Annotated in this window: 23 protein-coding genes; 11 read left to right on the forward strand and 12 right to left on the reverse strand. The window is 75.3% G+C overall.

The window, feature by feature from the left end; genetic code table 11:
- Nucleotides 1-120: 120 nt before the first annotated feature.
- The gene (locus tag ACI799_RS10240) at nt 121-426 is read left to right on the forward strand and encodes a hypothetical protein (protein ID WP_456588962.1); all 306 of its coding nucleotides are present in this window, start codon (nt 121-123) and stop codon (nt 424-426) included.
- Between the two features lie 29 nt (nt 427-455).
- Complete coding sequence (locus ACI799_RS10245) at nt 456-1,232, forward strand: esterase/lipase family protein (protein WP_456613009.1); 777 nt, start codon at nt 456-458, stop codon at nt 1,230-1,232.
- 54 nt (nt 1,233-1,286) lie between these two features.
- Here the strand turns inward: ACI799_RS10245 and ACI799_RS10250 are convergent, their stop codons facing one another.
- Nucleotides 1,287-2,222 carry an alpha/beta hydrolase gene (locus ACI799_RS10250; protein ID WP_456613010.1) on the reverse strand — a complete coding sequence of 312 codons (936 nt, stop codon included), beginning with the start codon at nt 2,220-2,222 and terminating at the stop codon, nt 1,287-1,289.
- 44 nt (nt 2,223-2,266) lie between these two features.
- On the reverse strand, nt 2,267-3,766 hold the full coding sequence (locus ACI799_RS10255) for a flavin-containing monooxygenase (protein WP_456588959.1): 1,500 nt from the start codon (nt 3,764-3,766) through the stop codon (nt 2,267-2,269).
- A gap of 61 nt (nt 3,767-3,827) precedes the next feature.
- On the opposite strand from ACI799_RS10255, the gene ACI799_RS10260 reads away from it, so the two are divergent.
- Nucleotides 3,828-4,892 (forward strand): AraC family transcriptional regulator, encoded by a 1,065-nt coding sequence (locus ACI799_RS10260; protein ID WP_456613011.1) that lies wholly within the window; start codon nt 3,828-3,830, stop codon nt 4,890-4,892.
- 36 nt (nt 4,893-4,928) lie between these two features.
- Here ACI799_RS10260 and ACI799_RS10265 read toward each other — a convergent pair whose 3' ends face one another.
- From ACI799_RS10265 to bluB, 3 genes are read right to left on the reverse strand one after another with little or no spacing between them, the layout of a single operon-like run.
- Nucleotides 4,929-5,738, reverse strand: a complete 810-nt coding sequence (locus tag ACI799_RS10265) for an adenosylcobinamide-GDP ribazoletransferase (protein ID WP_456613012.1) — start codon at nt 5,736-5,738, stop codon at nt 4,929-4,931.
- Nucleotides 5,735-6,280, reverse strand: a complete 546-nt coding sequence (locus tag ACI799_RS10270; protein WP_456588956.1) for a bifunctional adenosylcobinamide kinase/adenosylcobinamide-phosphate guanylyltransferase — start codon at nt 6,278-6,280, stop codon at nt 5,735-5,737. The genes ACI799_RS10265 and ACI799_RS10270 overlap by 4 nt, the downstream gene beginning before the upstream one ends.
- Nucleotides 6,277-7,977 carry a 5,6-dimethylbenzimidazole synthase gene (gene bluB, locus ACI799_RS10275; protein WP_456599152.1) on the reverse strand — a complete coding sequence of 567 codons (1,701 nt, stop codon included), beginning with the start codon at nt 7,975-7,977 and terminating at the stop codon, nt 6,277-6,279. Before bluB ends, ACI799_RS10270 begins: the two co-directional genes overlap by 4 nt.
- A 180-nt stretch (nt 7,978-8,157) precedes the next feature.
- Between bluB and ACI799_RS10280 the strand changes: the two genes are divergently transcribed.
- Nucleotides 8,158-9,183 (forward strand): acetamidase/formamidase family protein, encoded by a 1,026-nt coding sequence (locus tag ACI799_RS10280; RefSeq protein WP_456599151.1) that lies wholly within the window; start codon nt 8,158-8,160, stop codon nt 9,181-9,183.
- Between the two features lie 9 nt (nt 9,184-9,192).
- Here the strand turns inward: ACI799_RS10280 and ACI799_RS10285 are convergent, their stop codons facing one another.
- Genes ACI799_RS10285 through ACI799_RS10295 form a run of 3 tightly spaced genes read right to left on the reverse strand, consistent with a single transcriptional unit; the run spans nt 9,193 to nt 10,748 of the window.
- Complete coding sequence (locus ACI799_RS10285; RefSeq protein ID WP_456588953.1) at nt 9,193-9,600, reverse strand: TIGR02588 family protein; 408 nt, start codon at nt 9,598-9,600, stop codon at nt 9,193-9,195.
- A 15-nt stretch (nt 9,601-9,615) separates the two neighbouring features.
- Nucleotides 9,616-10,422 carry a TIGR02587 family membrane protein gene (locus tag ACI799_RS10290; protein WP_456598393.1) on the reverse strand — a complete coding sequence of 269 codons (807 nt, stop codon included), beginning with the start codon at nt 10,420-10,422 and terminating at the stop codon, nt 9,616-9,618.
- A complete protein-coding gene (locus ACI799_RS10295) occupies nt 10,419-10,748 on the reverse strand; it encodes a hypothetical protein (RefSeq protein WP_456613013.1) in 330 nt (109 codons plus the stop codon). Before ACI799_RS10295 ends, ACI799_RS10290 begins: the two co-directional genes overlap by 4 nt.
- A gap of 237 nt (nt 10,749-10,985) precedes the next feature.
- Between ACI799_RS10295 and ACI799_RS10300 the strand changes: the two genes are divergently transcribed.
- Nucleotides 10,986-12,533, forward strand: coding sequence for a phosphatase PAP2 family protein (locus ACI799_RS10300; RefSeq protein ID WP_456613014.1), 1,548 nt, complete (start codon nt 10,986-10,988; stop codon nt 12,531-12,533).
- 159 nt (nt 12,534-12,692) lie between these two features.
- Nucleotides 12,693-13,607 (forward strand): alpha/beta fold hydrolase, encoded by a 915-nt coding sequence (locus ACI799_RS10305; RefSeq protein ID WP_456588949.1) that lies wholly within the window; start codon nt 12,693-12,695, stop codon nt 13,605-13,607.
- Here the strand turns inward: ACI799_RS10305 and ACI799_RS10310 are convergent.
- Entirely contained in the window at nt 13,574-15,169 is a 1,596-nt protein-coding gene (locus ACI799_RS10310; protein ID WP_456613015.1) for a sulfite oxidase, read from the reverse strand. The genes ACI799_RS10305 and ACI799_RS10310 overlap by 34 nt on opposite strands.
- Before the next feature lie 218 nt (nt 15,170-15,387).
- Here ACI799_RS10310 and ACI799_RS10315 point away from each other — a divergent pair, with 218 nt between their 5' ends.
- Complete coding sequence (locus tag ACI799_RS10315; protein ID WP_456613016.1) at nt 15,388-15,801, forward strand: hypothetical protein; 414 nt, start codon at nt 15,388-15,390, stop codon at nt 15,799-15,801.
- Nucleotides 15,708-16,265, forward strand: coding sequence for a metallophosphoesterase (locus tag ACI799_RS10320; RefSeq protein WP_456613017.1), 558 nt, complete (start codon nt 15,708-15,710; stop codon nt 16,263-16,265). The genes ACI799_RS10315 and ACI799_RS10320 overlap by 94 nt, the downstream gene beginning before the upstream one ends.
- 40 nt (nt 16,266-16,305) lie before the next feature.
- Here ACI799_RS10320 and ACI799_RS10325 read toward each other — a convergent pair whose 3' ends face one another.
- The gene (locus ACI799_RS10325) at nt 16,306-17,589 is read right to left on the reverse strand and encodes a phospholipase D-like domain-containing protein (RefSeq protein ID WP_456613018.1); all 1,284 of its coding nucleotides are present in this window, start codon (nt 17,587-17,589) and stop codon (nt 16,306-16,308) included.
- A gap of 111 nt (nt 17,590-17,700) precedes the next feature.
- The gene (locus tag ACI799_RS10330) at nt 17,701-17,961 is read right to left on the reverse strand and encodes a hypothetical protein (protein WP_456588945.1); all 261 of its coding nucleotides are present in this window, start codon (nt 17,959-17,961) and stop codon (nt 17,701-17,703) included.
- 378 nt (nt 17,962-18,339) lie between these two features.
- Between ACI799_RS10330 and ACI799_RS10335 the strand changes: the two genes are divergently transcribed.
- The gene (locus ACI799_RS10335; protein ID WP_456613019.1) at nt 18,340-19,497 is read left to right on the forward strand and encodes an AI-2E family transporter; all 1,158 of its coding nucleotides are present in this window, start codon (nt 18,340-18,342) and stop codon (nt 19,495-19,497) included.
- Between the two features lie 24 nt (nt 19,498-19,521).
- On the opposite strand, the gene ACI799_RS10340 is transcribed toward ACI799_RS10335, so the two are convergent.
- Nucleotides 19,522-20,190 (reverse strand): hypothetical protein, encoded by a 669-nt coding sequence (locus ACI799_RS10340; RefSeq protein WP_456613020.1) that lies wholly within the window; start codon nt 20,188-20,190, stop codon nt 19,522-19,524.
- Nucleotides 20,191-20,379: 189 nt separating this feature from the next.
- Here ACI799_RS10340 and ACI799_RS10345 point away from each other — a divergent pair, with 189 nt between their 5' ends.
- Together ACI799_RS10345 and ACI799_RS10350 are read left to right on the forward strand one after the other, a co-directional pair.
- A complete protein-coding gene (locus ACI799_RS10345; protein ID WP_456613021.1) occupies nt 20,380-21,687 on the forward strand; it encodes a class I SAM-dependent methyltransferase in 1,308 nt (435 codons plus the stop codon).
- A 120-nt stretch (nt 21,688-21,807) separates the two neighbouring features.
- Complete coding sequence (locus ACI799_RS10350) at nt 21,808-23,493, forward strand: ribonuclease J (protein ID WP_456588941.1); 1,686 nt, start codon at nt 21,808-21,810, stop codon at nt 23,491-23,493.
- The last annotated feature ends 20 nt before the right edge of the window (nt 23,494-23,513 follow it).

Genomic DNA, 23,513 nt, shown 5'->3' on the forward strand with positions numbered 1-23,513 from the left:
ACCGCCGTCGCCACCACGCTGCGCGACCGACCCGCCGGCGCCGCCGTCACCGGCGGTCACCCCGCCGGGGGACGGCGTTCGCGCGTTACCGTCGATGTCTCGCGCAGGAGGTGCACGTAGATGGATCCGATCAGCCTGCTGGTGGGCGCGGCGCTGCTCGGCGCCGGCTTCGTCGCCGGGCGACTGGGCCGGGGGCGGCGGAGCGCCCCGCCCGCACCGATGACCCCGCTCTGCGGCTGCGGGCACACGCTGAGCCAGCACGACACCGAGAGCAACACCTGCTACGCCGAGCTGCGGCGCGACACCTACGACAAGCGCGGTCGCTGGTCCGGTCACAGCTGGGTGCCGTGCACCTGCCGCCAGTACGTCGGCCCCCGGCCGATCGACGAGGTGTTCGTCCCGCGCGTGCTGCCGCCGAGCGACTGATCCCGCCTCCGGCCGGGCATGCACCTCCGGTGAGCACCCCGTCCGGGCGCCCTCGGGGCACCCGCACCGACGACCTGCTGGCCCTCACCGAGCCGGCCCGCGCACTGGTCAGCGCCGGCGCGCTCGCGGCCGGGTCCCCGCTGCTCCGGTTCGCCCCGCGCGGCGAGCCGCACCCGGTCGTCGTCCTGCCGGGCTGGCTGGCCTCCGACGCCTCCACCCGGAGGCTGCGCCGCTGGATCGGCCGGCTGGGTCACCCCGTGGTCGGCTGGGACCTCGGCCGCAACCACGGGCCCCGGCCGGAGGTGGTGGACGGCGTCCGGGCGCTGGTGCAGCGGCTCGCCGACGAGCACGGCGGCCCGGTGAGCATCGTCGGCCAGAGCCTCGGTGGCATCTTCGCCCGTCGGTTGGCCGAGCGATCCCCGCAGCTGGTGCGGCAGGTGGTCTCGCTCGGCTCCCCGGTCGCCGGCGTGCCGTCCCGGCCGCGCCGCGCCGCCGTGGGCGCCGGCATGTACCAGGAGTACCGGCGCCTGCGTGCGGTGCGGGACGTGCGTCCCGCCCCGGGGCTGCCGGTGCCGAGCACCTCGGTGTACTCGCGCTGGGACGGCGTCGTCGACTGGCGCACCTGCCTGCAGCAGGAGGGGCCGATCAGCGAGAACGTCGCCGTGCACGCCAGCCACCTGGGCATGGGGCTGGACCCGGCCGTGCTGTGGGTGGTCGCCGACCGGCTGGCCCAGCCCCGCGGCGCCTGGCGGCCGTTCCAGCGCCCGACCCGTCTCGGACTGCGCGCCTTCTTCCCCGCCGGGTGAGCGACGGGGCGCGGGCGGGGCCAGGGGCACTGGCCCCGCGCGCGGCCGGCCGGCTCAGCTGCGCAGGAGCTCCCCGAAGCGGGCGCTGGTCTCGTCGATCGCCGTCTGCGCGGCCGGCGAGATCGTGCCCATGTCGAAGAAGCCGTGGATCATGCCGTCGTAGCGCCGCACGTCGGCGGGAACGCCCGCGGCGCGCAACGCCTCGCCGTAGGCCTCGCCCTCGTCCCGCAGCGGGTCGTACTCCGCCGTGACGACCACCGCCGGGGGCAGGCCCGAGAGCTCGGCGCCGTGCAGCGGCGACAGCCGCGGATCCTGCGCGTCGTCCCACGCGCCGGCGTAGTGGCCGTAGAACCAGTCCATGGTGTCCTTCTCGAGGAAGTACCCCTTGGCGTTCTCGATGCGGGACGGGTACTCGCCCTCGGCGTCCACCGCCGGGTAGATCAGGAACTGCGCCGCCAGCGGTGTGCCGTCGGCGTGCAGCACCTGCGCCACGACGGCGGCGAGGTTGCCACCGGCGCTGTCCCCGGCGACGCCCAGCCGCTGGTCGCCACCGAACTCGTCGAGGTGCGCCGCGATCCAGCGCGCGGCGGCCACCGCGTCGTCCGCCGCGGCCGGGAACGGGTGCTCCGGGGCCAGCCGGTAGTCGACGGCGACCACCACGGCGCCGCTCCCCCGGCACACGTTGCGGGCCATGTTGTCGTGGGTGTCGAGGTCTCCGATCACCCACCCGCCGCCGTGGAAGAAGATCACCGTCGGGAAGGGCCCCTCGCCCCCCGGGCGGTAGACGCGGGCCCCCAGGTCGCCCTCGGCGCCGGGGACGGTGCGGTCCTCGGTGCTCCCCACGGGCACCAGCTGCTCCGGGGTGCGGGCGCCGTGGGTGAGCGCCAGGTACAGCGCCCGCCCGGCCTCGGGGGTGCCTTCGTACATGGGCGGCATGCCGGCCTGCTCCATCATGGTCAGCATCGCGGCGATGTTCGGGTCGACGGGCACGGGCGACTCCTGTTCTGGGTGGATGGGGGGGACGGTGCGGGCGGTCAGCGGTAGACGAGGGACGAGTCGTCGAGGTCGACGGCGGGCAGCGCCGTCCGTTCCTCCGCGTACTCCAGCAGGTGGGTCCAGGGCTCGCGGTCGCCCTGCTTGAACATGCGGCCCGCCGAGCGCATGACGTAGCCGGAGTTGAAGTTCTCGGGGTCGGCCCACGGACGCAGCGGCATGTCGGCGTCCTCGGGGCGCAGGGTCGGGACGACCACGGTGGCCCCGCGCTCCTGCATGTGGGCGAGCAGCCGGCAGACGAGCTCGCTGACCAGGTCCGCGCGCAGCGTCCAGCTGGCGCGGAAGTAGCCGAACACGTAGGCCATGTTCGGCACACCGCTGATCATCGTGCCGCGCCAGGTGACCCGCTGGGTGAAGTCGACCGGCTCGCCGTCGACGGTGAACGCGATGCCGCCGAAGAGGCTCAGGTCGAAGCCGGTCGCGGTGACGACGACGTCCGCCTCGAGCTCCTCCCCCGACGACGTCCGGATCCCCGTCTCGGTGAACGTCTCGATCGTGTCGGTGACGACCGAGGCGCGCCCTTCCCGGATGGCGGTGAACATGTCGCCGTCGGGGAGCAGCGCCAGCCGCTGCTGCCAGGGCCGGTAGCTCGGGTTGAAGTGCTTGTCGATGTCGAACCCCTCGGGCAGCTGCGGGCGCATCGACTCGATGAGCAGCTCCCGCAGCTCGTCCGGCGCCTCGAAGGAGAGCCGGGTGATCTCGTCGCCCTCCGCGATGTAGGCCCGCCGGAGGATCTCGTGCGTCCACTCGTCCGGCACGTCCAGAGCGCGCAGGGTCTCGGCCAGCTCGTGGGTCTTGGGCCGGGCGAAGAAGAACGTCGGGGAGCGCTGGAGCATCGTCACGTGCGCGGCGGTGTCGGCCAGCGCCGGCACCAGCGTGGCCGCGGTGGCCCCGGAGCCGATGACGACGACGCGCTTGCCGGTGGTGTCCAGGTCGGCCGGCCACTGCTGCGGGTGCACGACCGCCCCGCGGAACCGGTCCATGCCCGGCCACTGCGGCCGGTAGGGCCGGTCGTGGTCGTAGTAGCCCTGGCACATCCACAGGAAGTCGGTCGTGAGGGCGAGCTGCTCGCCGGTGTCCTCACGCGTGACCTGGACGGTCCACCGGCGCTCCGCGGACGACCAGGACGCGGTCGTGACCCGGTGCCGGTACCGGATGCGCTCGCCCAGCCGGTCCTCGTCGATGACCTCGTCCAGGTAGGACAGGATCTCCTCCGACGTCGCGATCGAGGCACCCCGCCACGGCTTGAACCGGTACCCGAAGGTGAAGAGGTCGCTGTCGGAGCGGACGCCGGGATAGCGGTGCGTCCACCACGTGCCACCCCGGCTGTCGAGGGCGTCCAGGATGACGAAGCTCCGGTCCGGGAAGCGCTCCCGGAGGTGGTGCGCCGCCCCGATCCCCGAGATCCCCGCGCCGACGATCAGCACGTCCACGTGCTCGGTCGTCCCCGTCGTCACCGGCTGTTCCGCGATCGCCGTCATGCCCGTACTCCCCTTCGTGCGTGACCGGTATCACTCGCGAACGTAACGACGCGGAGCCGCTGTGAGCCATGACACAATCGGCCGCACCTTGATGAAATCGGCCAACCCCGTCCACGCCGCGGCCCGGGGCACGGGCAGCGCGGCGCTGCTGTGCGCGCTGGCCGAGGAGCACGGGCTGCCGCGCGGCCGCCTCCTCGGGGCCGCCGGCATCCCGGCGGCGGCCCTGGACGACCCGGCTGCCGAGATCACCGCCGAGCAGGAGGTCCGGCTGGTCGCCGCGCTGGCCGCCGAGCTGCCCGAGCACGGCGGCCTGGCTGCCGGGGTGCGCTACCGCCTGGCCACGTACGGCATCTGGGGCTTCGCCCTCCTCTCCAGCCGCACGCTGCGCGAGGGGCACGAGGTCTCGATGCGCTTCCTCGACCTGACCTACGCGCTCACCCGGGTCAGCGCCCAGGAGCACCACGGCGAGCTCGCCCTCTTCTTCGACGACCTCGAGCTGCCCGAGCCGGTGCGCCGGTTCGTCCTGCTGCGCGACGCGTCGGCCGCGCTGCAGCTGTGGCGCGAGTCCCTGGGCCGCCCCGTCGTCCCCCTGCGCGTGGAGCTGCGGCTGCCGCAGCCCGCCGACCCGGCGCCGTACCACGCCGCGTTCGGGGTGCCGCCGCGGTTCGGCGCCGCCCGCTCGGTCCTGGTCTTCGACGCCGCGCTGCTCGACCAGCCGCTGCCGCAGGCGGCGCCCCTGACCGCCGCCCTGTGCGAGGCGCAGTGCCGGGAGCTGCTCGAGCGACGGGTCTCCCGCCGCGGGCTGAGCGGTCAGGTCCGCGACCTGCTGCTCCGCCGCCCGCAGGAGATGCCCGGCCAGGAGGCCGTCGCCGCCGAGCTGCACATGAGCGTGCGGACGCTGCGCCGCCACCTCGAGGAGGAGGGGACGAGCTTCCGCGCCGTCGTGGACCAGACCCGGCGGCACCTCGCCGAGGAGCTGCTCGTCACCGTGGGGCTGAGCGTCGAGCAGGTCGCCGAGCGCATCGGCTACTCGGAGGCCTCGGCCTTCGTCCACGCCTTCCGGCGCTGGACCGGGGTCAGCCCGCGGCGCTGGGCGCGGTCGGCCCGCGCCGACGCGCACACCTGAGGCGCCCGCCGGCCCTCGGACGACCTGCCCGGCGGCTCAGGTCCACGCCTCCCCGGCGGCCAGCACGACCAGCGCCACCGTCGTGCCGACCTCCACCAGGGCGCCGAACACGTCACCGTTGACCCCGCCGAGCCGCCGGTCCGCGTGCCGGGTCAGCAGACCGGTCGCGGTGAGCGCCACCGCGACCGCGGCGACCGACCACGCCGCCTCCGCGGCGGATCCGCCCGTCGCCGGCACCGCCGCGGCCACCGCGACGACCAGCACCGCGGTCGCGACCACCCGCACCGCAGCCGAACCCGCGCCGGCCACCAGCACCCCCAGCGAGGACCCCGCTGCCGGTCGCCGCGCCGCCGCGTGCAGCACCGCCACCCGGCCGGTGACCGTCGCGAGGACGACGGCGAGCACGCCCTCACCCCGTGTGGCCCCGCCGAGGACGGCCGCCAGCGCGGCGACCTGCACCAGCACGGTGCAGGCGATCGCCGCGACGGCGAAGGCGCCCACCTCCGGGCGCCGCATGATGGCCAGCGCCTGCTCGGCCGGTCGCCCGCTGCCGAGGCCGTCGGCGAGGTCGGCGGTCGCGTCCAGGTGCAGCCCCCGCGTGAGCAGGGCGAGCGCCACGACGACCAGCGCCGCGGCCAGCAGCGGCGACCCCTCCGCGCCACCGCGCCAGACGGCCAGCCCGGGGAGGGAGGCGAGCCCGCCCAGCACCAGGCCGACCACCGGCAGCCAGCGCAGCACGCCCGCCCCCGGGGTGCGCGCCCGTTCCGGCACGGGCAGCACGCTGAACAGGCCCAGCGCGGCGAGCAGCCCCCCGCTGCCCGCCACCCACCGCGGTGCCGCGCTCACCGCAGCCGCTGCGGGAGCCCGGCGGTGACCAGCCAGACCCGCTGGGAGGCGGCGGCGACGCGGGCGTTGAGGATGCCGAGCTCGTCGCGATAGCGGCGGCCCGAGGCGGTGGCCGGGACGACTCCGGACCCGACCTCGTTGCTCACCGCGACCACCCGGCGGCGGGTGCCGGACCAGGCGTCCACGACGTCGTCGACCGCGGTGGCCAGCCGCGCATCGGCGCCCTCGGCCGCGGTCCAGACGCCGCAGTCGTCCATGACCCGGGCCAGCCAGGTGGAGAGGCAGTCCACGAGCAGCGGCGGCCCCGGCTCCCCCAGCACCCCGACGAGGTCGACGGTCTCGACGGTGCGCCAGGACGCCGGGCGGCGGTCGCGGTGCAGGGCCACGCGGTCGGCCCACTCGGGGTCACCGCCGTCGGCCGGCAGTCCGCAGGCCACGTACTCGACGCCCCTGGCGCGCGTCAGCAGCTGCTCGGCGTACCGCGACTTGCCCGAGCGCGCCCCGCCGAGCACCAGCACGCGGCGCGGTCGCCGCGGGATCACCGGACCCGCCCGGCGGTGTGCCGGGCGCGCAGCGCGGTGAGCAGCAGCTGCGCGGCGAGCACGGCGCCGATGCCCTCCCCCGCGCGCAGGCGCAGGTCGAGCAGCGGCTCGAGCCCCAGCTCGGTGAGCACCGCGGCGTGCCCGCGCTCGCGGCTGCGCTGGCCGGCGACCAGCGCCGGCTGCGCGGCCGGCTCCAGGCGCACCGCGACGACGGCCGCGACCGAGGTGACCAGCCCGTCGAGGACCACCGGCACCCCGGCCGCCGCCGCGCCGAGCGTGATCCCGGTGAGGACGGCCAGCTCCGGCCCACCGAGCGCCGCCAGGGCCGTCAGCGGCTCGTCGAGCGCCGGGCCGTGCTCGGTCCGCGCGCGGTCCAGGGCGCCGCGGACGACGGCCCGCTTGCGGTCGAGCATGGCCGCGTCGGCGCCCGCCCCCAGGCCGACGGCGTCGTCGGGGTCCAGGCCGAGCAGGCCGCAGGCGAGCGCGGCCGCCACCGTGGTGTTGCCGATGCCGACCTCACCGAGGCAGACCAGGCCGTCGGCGGCGAGCTCGTGCCCCAGCGCCCGCCCCTCCTCGACCAGCGCCTCGGCGACGGCCGGGGTGAGGGCGTCCGCGGTCAGCAGGTCGCCCTGGGCCTCCGGCGAGACCGCGTGGTGGGCGCGGACCCGCAACCCCGCCTGCCGGGCGGTCGTCGCACCGAGCGACTCACCGCTGCGGGTCGCGGCCAGCACGTCGGCGGTCACGGTGAGCGGGTAGGCGGAGACGGCGTGCGCGCCGGCGACGGGGTGGTCACCGGCCACGACCACGAGCGTGCCGGTGGCGGGCACGGGTCCGGGCAGGGCCAGCACGCGGTCGGCCGCGCGGTCGAGCACCCCGAGCGACCCGGGCACGGCGAGCAGGTCGTCTCCGGTGTCGCGCGCGGCCACCACGGCCTCCGGCCGCGGCCCGGCGAGGTGGCTGACCGGAGCGGCCGGGCTGTCGTCGGCCGGCCACCGCTCGTACAGGACGACGTCGTCCAGCGCGGCGCGGGTGGACCAGCCGTGCCGCACGAGGCCGGGCTCGGGCGGCCGCTCGTCGGGCCAGCCCAGGCACAGCCAGCCGAGGGTCTGCACGCCGTCGGGCAGGTGCAGCAGCTCGGCCAGGTCGGCCGGCTGGAAGAGCGTCACCCAGCCCATGCCGAGGCCGGCGGCGCGGGCGGCCAGCCACATGTTCTGGATGGCGCAGGCGCAGCTCCACAGGTCGGCGTCCGGGAAGGTCGCACGGCCCAGCACGCCGGTGGCGTGGGTGCGGCGGTCGCAGGCGACGACGACGCCCAGCGGCGCCTCGCGGACGCCCTCCAGCTGCAGGTCGAGCAGCCGGGCCCGGCGGTCGGGGGTGAGCAGCTCGGCCTGGCGCAGCCGCTCGCGGTCGGCGAGCACCGCCGCGCGGTCGCGGGTGGTCTGCTCGGTGACGACGACGAAGCGCCAGGGCTGCGAGTGCCCCACCGACGGCGCCCGGTGACCGGCCTCCAGGACCGACCGCAGCAGCTCCGGGGGCACCGGGTCGGGGCGGTAGCGGCGGATGTCCCGCCGCGCCCCGATGACCGTGTGCAGCGCCTCGACCGTGCCGGGGTCGAGGGCCCAGCCCGCCGGGTCCGCGGCCCGCTCGGCGGCATGGGTGCGATCGCCGATCACGGGGACCGGCCGGGGCCAGGTCATGCCTGCGACCTCCCTCAGGTGCTCCGCCTCCCGCCGGCACAACCCTCGCACGGTGGCGCGCCGATCCGGGCACCGGGCCGGATGATTCCCCCGGGCGGGGCCGGCGCTCCCGGTGCCCACCCCACCCGCCGCCCGTCCCGCTGCACCGGCCCCGGCCGGACTCCCACGGAGGAGGAACCCGTGAGCCTCGAGGTCGTCCGACTCGACCCCACCCGCGACCAGTACCGCTACAGCTTCGGCGGCCCCGTCGAGCCACTGCTGCGGGTGCGGCCGGGCACCGTCGTCGAGCTGACCACAGAGGACTGCTTCGGCGGCCGGGTGACCGGCCCCGACGACCTGCCCAGCCGGGTCTGCGACTTCTCGCAGCTGAACCCGGTCACCGGCCCGATCCACGTGGAGGGCGCCGAGCCCGGTGACACCGTCGCCGTCCACTTCGTGGAGATCGCGCCGGCCCGCGACCGGGCCGTGTCCACGACGTTCCCGCACTTCGGCGCGCTGACCGCGACGCACAGCACGGCGATGCTGCACGACCCCCTCGAGGAGGTCGTGTGGGTCTACGAGGTCGACCGGGAGCGGGGCATCTGCCTGTTCCGCCCGCGCCGCGGCGGCCCGGAGGTGGAGCTGCCGCTCGACCCGATGCACGGGACGGTCGGCGTCGCACCGGCCGGCGGCGAGGTGTTCGCCAGCATCACGCCGGGCGCACACGGCGGGAACATGGACACCCCCGAGCTGCGCGCGGGGACGACGGCGTACTTCGGCGTCAACGTGCCCGGCGCGCAGCTGGCGATCGGGGACGGCCACTGCCGCCAGGGCGAGGGCGAGGTCTGCGGCACCGCGGTGGAGGCGGCGATGCGCACCGTCGTCGTCGTCGACCTGGTCAAGGGCGCGGCCACGCCGTGGCCGCGGCTGGAGACCGACGACTTCCTCATGTCCACCGGCTCCGCCCGCCCGCTGGAGGACGCCTACCGGGTGAGCCAGCACGACCTGGTGACCTGGGCCGCCGAGCTGACCGGCTGGGACACCCTCGACGCCTACCAGCTGGTAAGCCAGGCCGGCCTCGCGCCGACCGGCAACGTCGTGGACACCAACTACACGATGGTCGCCAAGCTGGCCAAGCGGTACCTGGGCCGCGACGGCGTCACCGTCGCCGACGGCGTGCACGACCGGCTGCGGCAGACCGCGTCGGCCTATCTCGCCCAGCGCTGAGGGGCGGCGTCAGGGGGCGGCGTAGCCCGACGGCCGGAGCTCGAGCCGGCCGTCGCGAGGATCCTCGGAAAACAGCAGCGCGCCGTCGCGCCGGCTGTCCGGCGGCACGTAGTCGACGACGGCGGAGGCCTGCTCCGCCTCCCGGCCGTCCCGGGAGAGGGCACCCGACACCTGCACCTGCGCGGCGGTCCGGCCACCGCTGTTCTCGACCCGGAAGTGGACGGCGTAGCCGTCCCCCCGTGGCTCGACCGCCGTCACGGTGACCGAGAGGGCGGGGTCCGCACCCCGTCCGGTCACCGCCTGCTGAGCCAGGAACCCCAGCAGGGCCACGACCAGCAGACCGCCCAGGGCACCCAGGACGTACTCCCCCGCCGTCGTCCGCTCCTGCCGGGCGCTCCGGTCCCCGGACTCCGCCATTCGATCCCCTCCCACTCACAGGATGAGCCGCGCTGCCGCGGCTCCGATGCTGGCCGGGAAGGCCAGCACGACGCACTGGCCGACGACGACGGCGGGCCCCGCGCCGTCGAACCGGCCGAACGTCCAGAGCACGTAGCCGGCGACCAGCAGCGCCACGGCGTACCCGACCACCGTCAGGGTGAGGAACGACCGAACGAACCCGCCGGTGGACCGTTCCTGCCCGCTGAAGCCGACGGCATAGACGAAGCCGTGCATCACGGCCAGGCTCAGGACGACCAGGGCCAGGGTGCCGAGGGTGCTGGTCCTCGCGGCCATGAGGACGACCTCCTCGGTCGGCGCGATGTTCGCGGCGAAGACCACCGCACCGGCGAGCATGAGGAAGACCTCGTGCCCGTAGTGGCCCGGCTCCCGCCGCCGGCTGCCGAGCCCCAGCTGGCTCCGGGCGTACGACGCGCCGACGGCAGCCGGCAGGGCCTCGATCGCGACCACGGAGAACGCGTCCTCCCAGTTCTGGATCGGGTCGATGACGCCCAGCACCCCGAGCACCAGCGCCGTCGCTCCCGCGGCGACCAGGAGGGCGACGCCGGCGTCGGCCAGGTAACCCCCCACGCCGACGCCGCCGGGCCCGGTGCCGAAGTACCGGGAGAGGGCGATCACCAGGGCGACGGTCGCGGCCACCAGCAGCGCCAGCCGGTACCGCTCGACGGTGTGTGCCAGCCGCCACAGCTCCATCGTCATCATCAACGGCAGGGCGAACAGCAGCGCCCCACCGAACGCCCGGCCGACCCCCCTCGCCAGCTCGTGGTCGCGGGTGGCGGTCACCCCGCCCCCGCTCCGCCCGCACCGGGGCCGGCAACCGGGCTCGTCGCCTCCCCCACGACCGGCTGCGGGGGAGGTGGCTCCGGTCGCCCCTGGGCGCGGGCGAAGGCGTGCGCGATGGGGACGTCGGTCGACGAGTGCGCCAGGATCGAGGCGAGGACGACCAGCGCCACGAGGTGGAACATCGCGTCTGCCCCGGGCACCCCGGCGTCGAGGACGAACCCGGGGAGCAGGAGGAGGACGGCGGTGGAGAGCACGGTCCGGTTCGCCAGCCCGGAGAAGAGCACAGCGGCGAACAGCAGCAGCGCGAAGGCGAGGAGGAGCTCCACGGCCGTCCCCTACCCCCGGTCCCGCCCGTCGACCTCATGACGGTTTCCGGACGAAAGCCCCGGTAGGCGTGAGGGGGCGTTGCGGCGAGCAGCAGCACCTCCTGCTCGACGCCCTCCGGCTGGGGACGACCGGCGGCGGCGCGGGAGCGCCGACCGGTGGCAGCCGACCGGGCCGTCACAGGATCGTCGGGTCGACCCCCGTTGCCCCGTGGGGAACGCCGGGTAGCGATCCCTGCCATGGACCGGGACGCCGAGCAGCACCGCCCCTCCCGCCCGCGCGCCGAGGCCGCCGACGGGGTCGGCCGGTTCGGCGTCCGCGCCCTGCTGGGGTGGGCCGCGCTGCTGGTCGGCGCCGTGCCGTTCCTGCTGCTCCTGCTGCTGGTGCAGCAGGAGTGGTCGCCGCTGGCCTCGCTGGACGGCGAGGTGGCCGCCGACCTCAACGCGGTGGTGAGCGACTCCCCCGCGCTGGTCCGGGTGCTCCAGGCGGTCACCGACCTCGGCAGCAACGCGGCGGTGATCCTGCTGTTCACGCTGACCACCGCCTTCCTGCTGATCCGGGGTCAGCGCCGGCTGGCCGCTTTCGTCGTGACCACCGGCGTCGGCATGGCGATCCTGGTACCGCTGACCAAGGCGCTCATCGGCCGCGCGCGGCCGGTCGTGGCGAGCCCGGTCAACGAGCTGCCCTCCAACGCCAGCTACCCCAGCGGCCACGCGACGCTCTCGCTGGTGACCTTCGGGATGCTGGCGCTGCTCGTCCTGCCCGCGGTGCGCCGCCGCGCGCGGCCGTGGGTCGTGGCCGCGGCGTTGCTGCTGACCCTCGCCGTGGGCTTCACCCGGCTGGCCCTCGGTGTCCACTTCGTCACCGACGTCCTCGCCGGGTGGTTCCTGGGGGCGGGGCTGCTGGCGGTCACGACGGCGGCCTTCCGCGGCTGGCAGCACGACCACCGCCGGCGGACGGCGGCGGCGCCGGACCCCCTGGACGTCGACCCCCACGAGGTGCCGCACCTGGCCACCTCCGGCCAGTCCGCGCTACCGGACGGTCGTCGCACGGCGCTCCGGCTGATGGGCGCTGCCACCGCGCTCTCCCTGGTGCTGATCGCGCTGGGGCTGCTGGTCACCGCGGTGCTCGGCGACAGCCCCCTCGGCCGGTTCGACCGGGAGGTCGTCCGCACCGTCGTCGAGCTGCGCACCCCCACCTGGACCGACGTCGCCACCACGGTCGAGCGGCTGGCGGGGACACCCGCGTTCATCGCGGTGTCCCTCACCCTCGCCGTCGTGTCGCTCGCGATCACCGGCAGCCGGCGGCCGGTGCTCTTCGTCCTCGTCACCGTGCTCGGGGAGCTCGGCATCTACTTCGTCGTCTCGCGCACCGTGGAACGCGCCCGGCCGCCGGTGGCCGACCTGACGTCGGGTCTGGTGACCCAGGCGAGCTGGCCGTCGGGCCACGTGGCCGCCGCGGTGGCGCTCTACGGGGCACTTGCCGCGCTCGTCATCACCCTCGGCCGCGGCCGGTGGCGGTGGGCGGCGCTCGCCGTGCCCGTCCTGGTGGCCCCGGCGGTCGCGCTGGCCCGCATCTACACCGCGGCGCACTACCCGACCGACGTGCTCGCCGGGCTGGTCCTCGGCACCGTGTGGGTGCTGGTGTGCTGCCGCCTGCTCCTGCGCGGGGTGGCGGACGAGGTGCGCTACCCCCGGTCCCGGATGGCCGGTGAGCCGGCGGGCCGCTCGGTCGCCGTCACGGAACCGCGAGGCGGCTTGACCCTGTCGCGCTCCGGTCCGGGGTAGAGCCGTCCACCACGCCGGGCATCCACCGCGGGCCCTCCCCGCATCCGCCGACGTGGCTCGGCCCCGCAGGCGTCCGGCGACGCCAAAGCCGGTTGTGCACGACCGGATCGTCATCACATCGACACACCTCCCCTGGCGGTCCCGGGGTACTCCTGCCGCATGACCGACGTGACCTCCTTCGACGGCACCCGCCTGGCCCTCCACTCCTGGGGAGCCGAGGACGCCCCCCTCCTGGTCCTCGTGCACGGGTTGGGGATGTCGACCGACTCCTGGGGGGAGGTGCCCGAGCGGCTCGCCGCGCGCTACCGCGTCGTCGGGTACGACCTGCGCGGGCACGCGCAGAGCGGGGACGCGCGCTCGGGAAGCTACGGCCTCGCCGCGCACGCCCAGGACCTCTCCGCGGTGCTCGGCGCCGTCGTGCCCGAGGGGGGCGCCGCGGTGGTCGTGGCGCACAGCCTCGGTGGCGGCATCCTGCTTTCCCACGTGGACCGCTCCGGTGACGAACGCATCGGCGGGGTGGTGTTCGTCGGCTCGGGTGGCTCGGGCGTGACCGCTCCCGGGTTCCCGGCGCGGCGCCTCCCCCGGCGGGCACAGGCACAGCTGCGGTCGACCTGGTTCTCGCTGCTGCGCACCGGCGCGCGGCTGGGCCGGCGGATCCGGCCGGTGCGCACCGTGTCCGACCGGGCCATCCGGCGCTTCGCCTTCGCCCCGGGCGAGCCGGTCGAGCTCGTCGAGCGGGTCCGTGACGACTTCCTGAGCACCCGGCCGCTCGCGCTGGCCGGCACCACCCTGGCCAGCCTCTCGCACAACGGCGTGGAGCTGGCGCCGTCCCTGCGGGTGCCCACGCTCCTGGTGCACGGCAGCCGGGACCCCGAGGTCCCCCAGGATGAGATCGACGAACTGCTGTCCGAGCTGCCCGACGGCGAGCTCGTCACGGTCCCCGGCGCCGGCCACATGCTCCCCCTGACCAACCCCGACGTCGTGGTCGACCAGGTGTCCCGGTGGGCCCAGCGGGTCGCCGGTCGCCAGGACGCGGCGGCTCAGCCGTCGACGGCCACCTCGATCACCGGGTAGCCGGCGGCACCGTCCGGCGCGACCGGGGCCCGCTGGTCGGTCTGCACCTCACCGCCTCCGTCGGTCGCCCGGGCGGCGATGCGGTGCCGGCCGGGCGTCGCGTCCCACGGCAGGTACCACTGCCGCCAGCAGTCGACGTCGAGCGACTCGGCGAGCTCGGCCTGCTGCCAGGGCCCGTCGTCGATCCGGACCTCGACCCGCTCGATCCCACGGGTCGGTGCCCAGGCGACACCGGCGATCGGCCGCCGCCCGGGCTCCACCGCGGCACCGGAGCGTGGCACGTCGATGCGCGCCTGCGTCTTGACCGGCCCCTCCTTGGCCCAGCCGCGGGGGATCCAGTAGCCGTCGACGCCCCAGTCGGTGAGCTCGATGGCCGAGAGCCACTTGGTCGCCGACACGTAGCCGTAGAGGCCGGGCACCACGAGCCGGGCGGGGAAGCCGTGCTCGGCGGGCAGCGGCTCGCCGTTCATGGCGACGGCGACCATGGCCTCCTCGACGTCGAGGGCGGTGAGCACCGGGAAGCCCGCGGTGAAGCCGTCGACGGAGCGGCCGACGAGCTGGGTGGCCCCCTGCTGCAGACCGGCCCGGTCCAGCAGCGCCCGGAGCGGAACGCCCTGCCAGCGGGCGTTGCCGACGAGGTCCCCGCCCACCTCGTTGGAGACGCAGACCAGCGTCACGTCGGCCTCGATCTGCGGGAGCGCCATCAGCTCGGCGTAGGTCAGGCTGAACGGCCGGTCGACCATCCCGCGGATCTCCAGCCGCCAGTCGTCGGGGTCGACGGTGGGCACGCGCAGCGCCGTGTCGATCCGGTAGAACTCCGCGTTCGGGGTGAAGAGCGGGGTGAGCCCCGGGATCTCCAGGTCCGCCTCGGCGGGAACCGGCCCGGCCGGCCGCGCCGGCACGGGGAGCCGGATGGCGGCGCGCAGGCTGTCGAGGCGCTCGCGCCCGGACAGCAGGTAGCCGCCGACGCCGGCGAGGACGCCGAGCAGGGTGGCGCCGCCGGTGACGGCCAGGAAGCGACGGCGGTCGAGCGAGCTGAGGACCGGTGCGCCGTCTGCGCCGGCTCTCGGCTCCGCGAGCAGTGCCCGGCTGGGCAGCGCCCGCAGCAGCACGTAGAGCACGGCGACGCCGGCGGCGGCGCCGATCGCGCCGACGAGCGCGCTGAGGAGCCCCGGGGTGCGGTCGTCGGTCAGTGCGACCACGACGCCCAGGGCCGCGAACAGGGCGATGCCGCCGGCGGCCAGGGCGAACCGCCGCCGGGCGAGCAGCCCCAGGCCGGCCCCGAGGAGTGCGGACACGACCAGGATGCCCCCGATCAGCACCGGCTTGTCCGCCGTGCCGAGGGTGGCGATGGCCCACTGCTCCAGCCACCCGGGCACGCTGTCGATGACCGTGTCGCCCACCGCGATGATCAGCGAGGGCGCCCGGGGGATCGCCCCCGCGGCCAGTTCCTCCACGCCGAGCGCGACGGCGACCGCGGCCAGGCCGGCCGCTGCGGCGCCGCCGCGGCTCGACGGCCGGGTGCCACCCGGGGCTCCTGCTGCGCGCGCCGCGTCGTCCACCACCCCCGCCCGATGTCCCGGTTGCCGTCACCGGACACCGCCGTGGCCGAGATCGACGCCGAACCGTCACGAACCCTCAGCCCGGGGTCGTTGCGGTCCCGTGACGCCCGGTATCGCCGGGACAGGGGCGGGTAGTCCCGGCGCCGGCGCGTCCCGCCCCCATCGGCCGGCACGGTCCACGGAGCCGGGAGGCCGCGAGAACGAGGAGGGGACGCCAGGTGAAACGGTGGCTGACCTGGACGGCGCTCGCGGTGACCGGTCTGCTCCTCACCCTCCTCGCGTACGGCACGTTCGTCGAGCCGCGGCTGATCCTCGACACCGAACGCGAGGACGTGGCGCTCCCGCGGCTCGGCCACGAGTGGACCGGCACCGAGGTGGCGCTCGTCGCCGACCTGCAGATCGGCATGTGGCTGGCCAACGTCGGCATGGTGGAGCGCGCCGTCGACCGGATCGTCGAGGAGCAGCCGGACGTCGTCCTGCTCGGCGGAGACTTCATCTACGGCGAGGACAGCCCTCCGGGGCCGAGGTGGACGCGGTCATGGAGATCCTCGCCCCGCTCGTGGACGCCGGGATCCCGACCTACGCGGTCCTCGGCAACCACGACTACCACGCCGGCGGAGCCGACGAGATGACCCGCGCCCTGGAGGACGCCGGCATCCCGGTGCTGAAGAACGAGGCGCTGACGATCCCCGGGCCCGACGGCGCCCAGCCGCTGTACCTGGTGGGCATCGGCCCGGTGCGACCCGGTCTCGCCGATGCCGAGGCGGCCCTGGCCGGGGTTCCGGAGGATGCGGCGCGGCTGGTGCTGATGCACAACCCGCTGAGCTTTCCCGAGCTGCCGGCGGGCTCCGCTCCGCTGGCCGTGGCCGGGCACACCCACTGCGGCCAGATCGCCCCGCCCTTCTCCGACCACTGGTCCTGGTTGGAGGTGACCGCGGAGGAGAAGATCGTGGCCGACGCGTGGGGAAGGCAGGGCTACGGGGCGGAGGGCAACCGCCTCTTCGTCACGTGCGGGCTCGGCTTCAGCGTCGTACCGGTGCGGATCAACGCGCCCCCGCAGGTGGTCTTCTTCGACCTCCGGCGGGAGGAGGGCTGAGTCCGCACTGCCCCGCGCCATCGGCACGTCCCGCAGCGGATCAGGGACGGCGGCCGGCGAGCCCGATCGCTCCCCAGCCGCGCAGCGGCCGGCCGACGACGTCGGACGCCACCTCCAGGGCCCGCCTCCGCAGGCTCCGCGCGCGCCACTGCACCGGGTCGACGCGCTCGCTGCGGCCCACGTCCTCGTCGAAGTGCACATCCAGCAGGGCGGCCACCGACGGATCGTCGGCCACCAGGCACACCTGCTCGTTCAGCGCGAGGGACCGGGTGTCGAGGTTCGCCGTGCCCAGCATCGCGACCGCGCCGTCGACCGTGACGACCTTCGCGTGCAGCAGCGACGGCTGGTACCGCCAGATCTCGACCCCGGCGTCGAGCAGCGGCTGGAAGTCCAGCTCCCCCTGCAGGTGTACCGACGGCCGCTCGACGCGGGGTCCGGCGACCAGCACCTGCACGTGGACGCCCCGCTCGGCGGTGGCGACCACCAGCCCGCGGAGCCAGCGCGGCAGCCGGATGTAGGGGGTGGTGACACGGACGCGCCGGCGCGCCGACCGCAGCAGCGCGGCGACGGCCACGGCGGCCTCGCTCCAGCCCGGCTGGGACGGCGGCCGGATGACCTGGACCGCCGTGCCGCCTGCCGGGGCGAGCTCGGGGAACCGGTCGTCGTCGGACACCAGCCCCCCGGGGAGCCGGACCTGGGCCTGCATCCACGTCTGGAGGAACGCCGACCGCAGACCCGCGACCGCGGGGCCCTCGACGCGGACGGCGGTGTCCCGCCAGCTCCCCGGGTGCCGCCCGTCCCCGGTCCACGTCGTGTCCACCCCGGTGCCGCCGGTGAACGCCACCGTCTCGTCGCAGAGCAGCACCCGCCGGTGCGTGCGCAGGTTGAAGACGCTGACGCGTGCGGTGTGGAGCGGCCGGTAGAAGAAGACGGTGCACCCGGCCTCCCGCAGCACCCGGAGGTCGGCCCGGTCGATGTGCTTGGCCCCGTAACCGTCGAGCATGATCCGCACCCGGACGCCGTCCCGGGCCCGGTCGGCGAGCGCCCCGGCCATCTGGTGGGAGATCTCACCGCCGCGCCAGGAGAACCACAGGAGGTCGACGGTCCGCCGCGCCGCGGCGATGGCCGCCAGCAGCGCCGGGAACGTCTCGTCGCCGTCCTTCAGGATGTCGACCCGGTTCCCCTCGGTGAACGGAACGCCGACCAGCGCCTCGAGCACCCGCCGGGGGCTCGCCTCCGTGGCGGCGCTCGCGGCCCGACGGCCGCGCTCCCCCGATCGCACCCCGGCCGGGGCCACCCCGTCCACCGCACGTCCGGCAGGCACGCAACGCTCCTCTCGATCCGCACGTCGGTCGCCGACGGGGTGTCCGGGAACGCTGCGGCTGAACCGCGCCCCCGGGGACCGTCAACGGATCGACACCGTCAGGCGCGGGAGCTACCCGCGCCCCGCCGCGACGGCGACCGCCCGCAGACGCTCGTCGAGGAGGTGGTCGACCATCCGTGACCGGCTGTCGATCGTGACCAGCAACGTGGCCTCCAGATCGGCGAGCTCCTCCTGACGCCGCCGCACCTCGGCGAGTTCGCGTTCCGCGTCCCGCCGGATGCCGCGGCAGCAGTGCAGGTCCCCGTCGATGGCGGCGATGCTCCTGGTGGAGGGTGGGGACCCGACGGGGCGCGACAGGACGGGCTGGGACATGGCTTCCTCCGGCGGTACGGGCGGCGACTGCATCGGGTGGCGCGTCGTCGGATTGCCCTCCCGGGTGCCGGCCGGCACGGGCGTCGCCCCGTCTGACACAGAGCTGCAAGGCGATCGCAACAGAGCCGGCGGGGGTGGTCCGAGGAGGAGGGCTCGGCGGCCGTCCCCGCGGGCCGCGTCGACGTGCGGCACCAGCAGCCAGGACGGCTGATCAGCCCGCTCGACCGGCCGCCAGCGCCCTGGTGGCCGAAGATGCGCACGTGCCCGGCGCCCGGTGCCGGGGCGAGAACCGCGGGACGGGCACCCATGGATCGGAGGACGCACGGTGCGGACGGGATGGCTTCGGTGAGACGGTGGTCGAGACGAGGGTCGGGCGAGATGCCGAGGAACCCTCCCGACGCGCCCGCGGTCCCGGCCGACGCGCGGGCGGGCAGCGGTCACGTCCCCGCCGCGCTGCCCACCGCACCGGCGTGGGCGGTGCGGACCCTCGTCATCAGCGCTGCCCTGCTCGCGCTGGCCGGGATCGGCTGGCTGCTGTTCTGGTTCCTGCTGCGGCTGCCGCTCCTGACGGTGGCCATCGCCGTCGCACTGCTGCTGACCGCCATCGTGGAACCGATCGCCCGGTGGCTCTGCCGGGGACTCCCCCGTGCGCTCGCCGCGCTGCTGTCGGTCCTGTTCCTGCTGGGCGTCCTGGTCGGCGTCGGCTTCCTCATCGGGTTCCGTGCCGCCGACCAGCTGCGGAACCTCACCCGGCCGCTGGCCGCGGGGATCGACCGCATCCGGGTCTGGCTGATCGAAGGGCCGCTGGGCCTGGATCCCCAGCAGGTCACCGAGGCCCGCAACGCCGTGGTGGACCGCATCTACCAGTTCGCGCCCGAACCGACGGCCGCGGCCAGCATGGCGCTCTACGGCCTGGCCGCCGTCCTCCTGGTGCTCTTCCTGACGTTCTTCCTGCTCAAGGACGGCGCATCGATGTGGGCCTGGGCGCTGCGGCTCGCCCCCGACCGGCGGCGCGCCCAGATCGACGGCGCGGGGCGTTCGGCGTGGACGGTGCTGTCGCAGTACGTGCGCGGGATCATCATCGTGGCGCTCATCGACGCGGTGGGCATCGGTGCCGCGCTGCTGGTCCTGGGCGTCCCGCTGTGGGCGTCCCTGACCCTGCTGACCTTCATCGGCGCCTTCGTCCCGCTGTTCGGGGCGACGGTGAGCGGGGCCGTGGCGGTGCTCGTCACCCTCGTGACCAACGGCTTCGCCGACGCCGTGATCGTGCTGATCGCCGTCCTGGTGGTGCAGCAGGTCGAGGGGAACATCCTGCAACCGATCATCGTCGGGCGGACGCTCCGGCTGCACCCCGCCGTCATCCTCGTCGCGGTGACCGCGGGCACGATGCTGTGGGGGCTGCCCGGTGCGCTGCTGGCCGTTCCGCTGGTGGCCGTCGCCTACCGGGTCCTCGGTTACCTGCGCGAGCACCCGGTCGCACCCCCGGCTCCCCCACCGGCCGCCCTCCCCCGGCAGCCGGCGTCGGGCGCTCGCTGATCTCGCCGGCGGGCGCCGGGCGCTTCAGCCGGCGGGCTGCGGCACGGCCTCGACGTCCCGCGCCGCGATGGCGATCTCGCCCCCGAGGTCGGTGAAGAAGGCCTCGGGGTCGTCGATCAGCACGTCGGCGGCGATGCCGAAGACGGCCTCGAAGCGGTCTCGGGAGACCCGGCCGACCGTGCCGGTCACCCGCTGGACGTCTCCCACCTCCAGGTCGCCCGGCGGGGTGGCCGTGATCACGCCGACGGTGTTGCCCGCCCCGTCGGCGAGCCGGAAGGCCGCCCCCACCTCGCTGACGGCGACGATGTCGGAGACCTCGGCCACCACGGTGACGTCCCGACCGATCAGGGCTGCCGGATCCTGGAACACGCCGGCGGGGTCCTCGACCGGCCGCGGTGGCGCCTCCGTTCCGGGCGTCGCGCCGTCGCCGGAGTCCGCGCCGCCGTCGTCGGACGGTGGCGGAGTCGGCTCCGACGACGGGCGCGACCGCTCCTCCAGCGCCCTGACGCGCTCGCGGAGGGCGGTGATGTCGTCCCGCAGCTCCTCCAGCTCCTCCGCGGCTCCCGGGTCGGTCGACGGCTCCGGCGCCTCGTTCCCGCAGCCGGTCAAGCCCCCCACCGCCAGGGCGAGGGTCAGCACGGTCCCGGGGACGACCGCTCTCCTCCCGGGCCGCGTTCCCTGGTGGCTGCGCATGCCTCCTCCTTCCCCTCGGCCGGTGTGCCGACGCCGCTCGGACCGGCTGCCGGCCACCCACCAGCCTGCACCCCTGGAGCGGACCGGGCCCAGCCTCCGTTACCCGTTCGACACGACGCCCGGAGAACCGGTGGCGCGGGCGGGTGAGAACGCTCGCGGTGCCGGTGGTCCTTCTGCCAGGGTCGGGGCATGGCACGACGAGGCGCGAGTCAGCTGGTCGAGGAGCTGGGAACCCTCCTCCTGGGGGCCCCGCTGCCCCTGTCGGTGCGCTGCTGGGACGGCTCCGAGACCGTCGTCGACGGAGCACCCACGCTGGTCGTGCGCCACCGACGTGCCCTGCGCCGCCTCGTCCACGCGCCGGGCGAGCTCGGGCTCGCCCGGGCCTACGTCAGCGGCGACCTCGACGTCGAGGGCGACCTCTACGCCGTGCTGAGCTTTCCCGACGACCTGCCCGCCCGGCCGGAGCTGCGCCTGGACCGGCGGGCGCTGGCCCGGCTGGCCGGCCCGCTGCTCCGGCTCGGGGTGCTGGGACCGCCGCCCGCGCCGCCGGCAGAAGAGTCCCGCGTGCGCGGCATCCGTCACTCGCTGTCGCGGGACCGGAAGGCGATCAGCCACCACTACGACGTCGGCAACGACTTCTACCGCCTGCTGCTGGGGCCTTCGCTGGTCTACAGCTGCGCCTACTTCCCCGACCCCGGTGCGACGCTGGAGGAGGCGCAGGAGGCGAAGCTCGACCTGGTCTGCCGCAAGCTCGGGCTCGAGCCGGGCATGCGGCTGCTCGACGTCGGCTGCGGCTGGGGCTCGCTCGCCCTGCACGCGGCGTCCCGCTACGGCGTCTCGGTGGTCGCCGTGACGATCTCCGAGGCCCAGGCCGACCTGGCCCGCCGGCGGATCGCCGACGCCGGGCTCGCCGACCGCGTCGAGGTCCGGCTGCAGGACTACCGCGAGGTCGCCGACGGGCCGTTCGACGCGATCGCCTCGGTCGGGATGGCCGAGCACGTGGGCCGCGCCCAGCTGCCGGCGTACGCGTCCGGGCTGCACGAGCTGCTGCGCCCCGGCGGCCGGCTGCTCAACCACGCGATCGCGCGCGGCCCCGCGGCCGGCCCCGACCGCCCCGACCCGGGCTCGTTCCTCACGCGGTACGTCTTTCCCGACGGGGAGCTCCAGCCGCTGGCCACGCACGTCCAGGTGCTGGAGGAGGCCGGCTTCGAGGTGTGCGACGTCGAGGCGCTGCGCCGGCACTACGCGCTCACCTGCCGGGCCTGGGTGCGCAACCTCGAGGACCACTGGGACGAGGCCGTCCGGCTCGCCTCCCCCGGCCGGGCCCGGGTGTGGCGGCTGTACCTCGCGGGCTCGGCCCTGGCCTTCGAACGGCACCGCGTCGGGGTGAACCAGGTGCTGGCGGTGAAACCGGGCGGGGAGAACCGGCTCCCGCTGCGCCGCCCGGACTGGGCCGGGGCCACGGTGCCACCCGCCGGGAACGACGCGGGCTCGTGACCGGGAACCGTCGCGCCGACCACCCCTCCGGCCCTGCCCGCGCGTGCGGGGAGACGACCCCGGACCGGTCGACGGGGACGCGGCACGCACGACGACCGGGGTCGCCCGTAGCGTGAGGGCATGAGTCGCGCGCACCCTGAGCTCCGCCTCCCCCCTCCGCTGCCCGAAGGCGGCCTGCGGGTCGTGGCCCTGGGTGGTCTCGGGGAGATCGGTCGCAACATGACCGTGCTGGAGCACGCCGGCCGGCTGCTGATCGTCGACTGCGGAGTGCTGTTCCCCGAGGAGCACCAGCCCGGGGTCGACGTGATCCTCCCCGACTTCACCGCCATCCGGGACCGCCTCGACGAGGTGGAGGCGATCGTGCTGACCCACGGTCACGAGGACCACATCGGCGGTGTCCCCTACCTGCTGCGCGAGCGTCCCGACATCCCCCTGGTCGGCTCCCGCCTCACCCTGGCGTTCATCGAGGCCAAGCTGAAGGAGCACCGGGTCCGGCCGGTCACCCGCCAGGTGCGCGAGGGGGACCGGGCCTCGTTCGGGCCCTTCGACTGCGAGTTCGTCGCCGTCAACCACTCCATCCCGGACAGCCTCGCCGTGGCGGTCCGCACCGGCGCCGGCCTGGTCCTGCACACCGGTGACTTCAAGATGGACCAGTTCCCGCTCGACCGGCGGATCACCGACCTGCGCGCGTTCGCCCGGCTCGGCGAGGAGGGCGTGGACCTCTTCCTCACCGACTCCACCAACGCCGACGTGCCGGGCTTCACGACGTCCGAGGCCGAGCTCACCCCGGCGATGGAGACGGTGTTCCGGACCGCGCCCCGGCGGGTGATCGTCTCCAGCTTCGCCAGCCACGTGCACCGCATCCAGCAGGTCCTGGACGCCGCCCACGCCCACGGCCGCAAGGTCGCCTTCGTCGGCCGCTCCATGGTCCGCAACATGGGCATCGCCAAGGACCTCGGCTACCTCACCGTGCCGCCCGGCCTGCTGGTCGACATGAAGGAGCTCGAGAAGCTCCCCCCGGAGAAGGTGTGCCTGGTCTGCACCGGGTCGCAGGGCGAGCCGATGGCGGCGCTGTCCCGCATGGCCAACCGCGACCACGTCATCCGGATCACCGAGGGCGACACGGTGCTGCTGGCCAGCTCGCTCATCCCCGGCAACGAGAACGCCGTCTACCGCGTCATCAACGAGCTCACCCGGTGGGGCGCCAACGTCGTGCACAAGGGCAACGCCAAGGTGCACGTCTCCGGGCACGCCAGCGCGGGCGAGCTCTCCTACGTCTACAACCTCGTGCGGCCGCGCAACGTCATGCCGGTGCACGGCGAGTGGCGGCACCTCAAGGCCAACGGCGACATCGCGGTGCGGACCGGGGTCCACCCGCGGGGCGTGGTCATCGCCGAGGACGGCGTCGCCGTCGACCTGCTCGACGGCAAGGTGCGCATCACCGGGAAGGTGCCCGCCGGCAACGTCTACGTCGACGGCGCCACCGTCGGAGGCGCCACGGAGGCCCACCTGCGCGACCGGCGCACGCTGGCCCAGGAGGGCGTCATCACCGTCGTGGCCATCGTGGACGCCGACACCGGCGCGCTGGCCGAGGAGCCGGACTTCCTGGCCCGAGGCTTCGTGCACGACGAGACGACGTTCGACGAGGTCGTGCCCCTGATCGAGAAGGCGCTGGCCAAGGCGGCCGAGGAGGGGGTCGGCGGAGCCGTGCAGCTGGAACAGCTGATCGCGCGGGCCGTCGGCCGGTGGGCGGACCGGAGCTACCGGCGCAGCCCGCTGATCATCCCGATCGTCATCGACGCCTGAGCAGGAGGTCAGCCCCGGCG

The sequence above is a fragment of the Blastococcus sp. SYSU DS0753 genome (assembly GCF_054051175.1).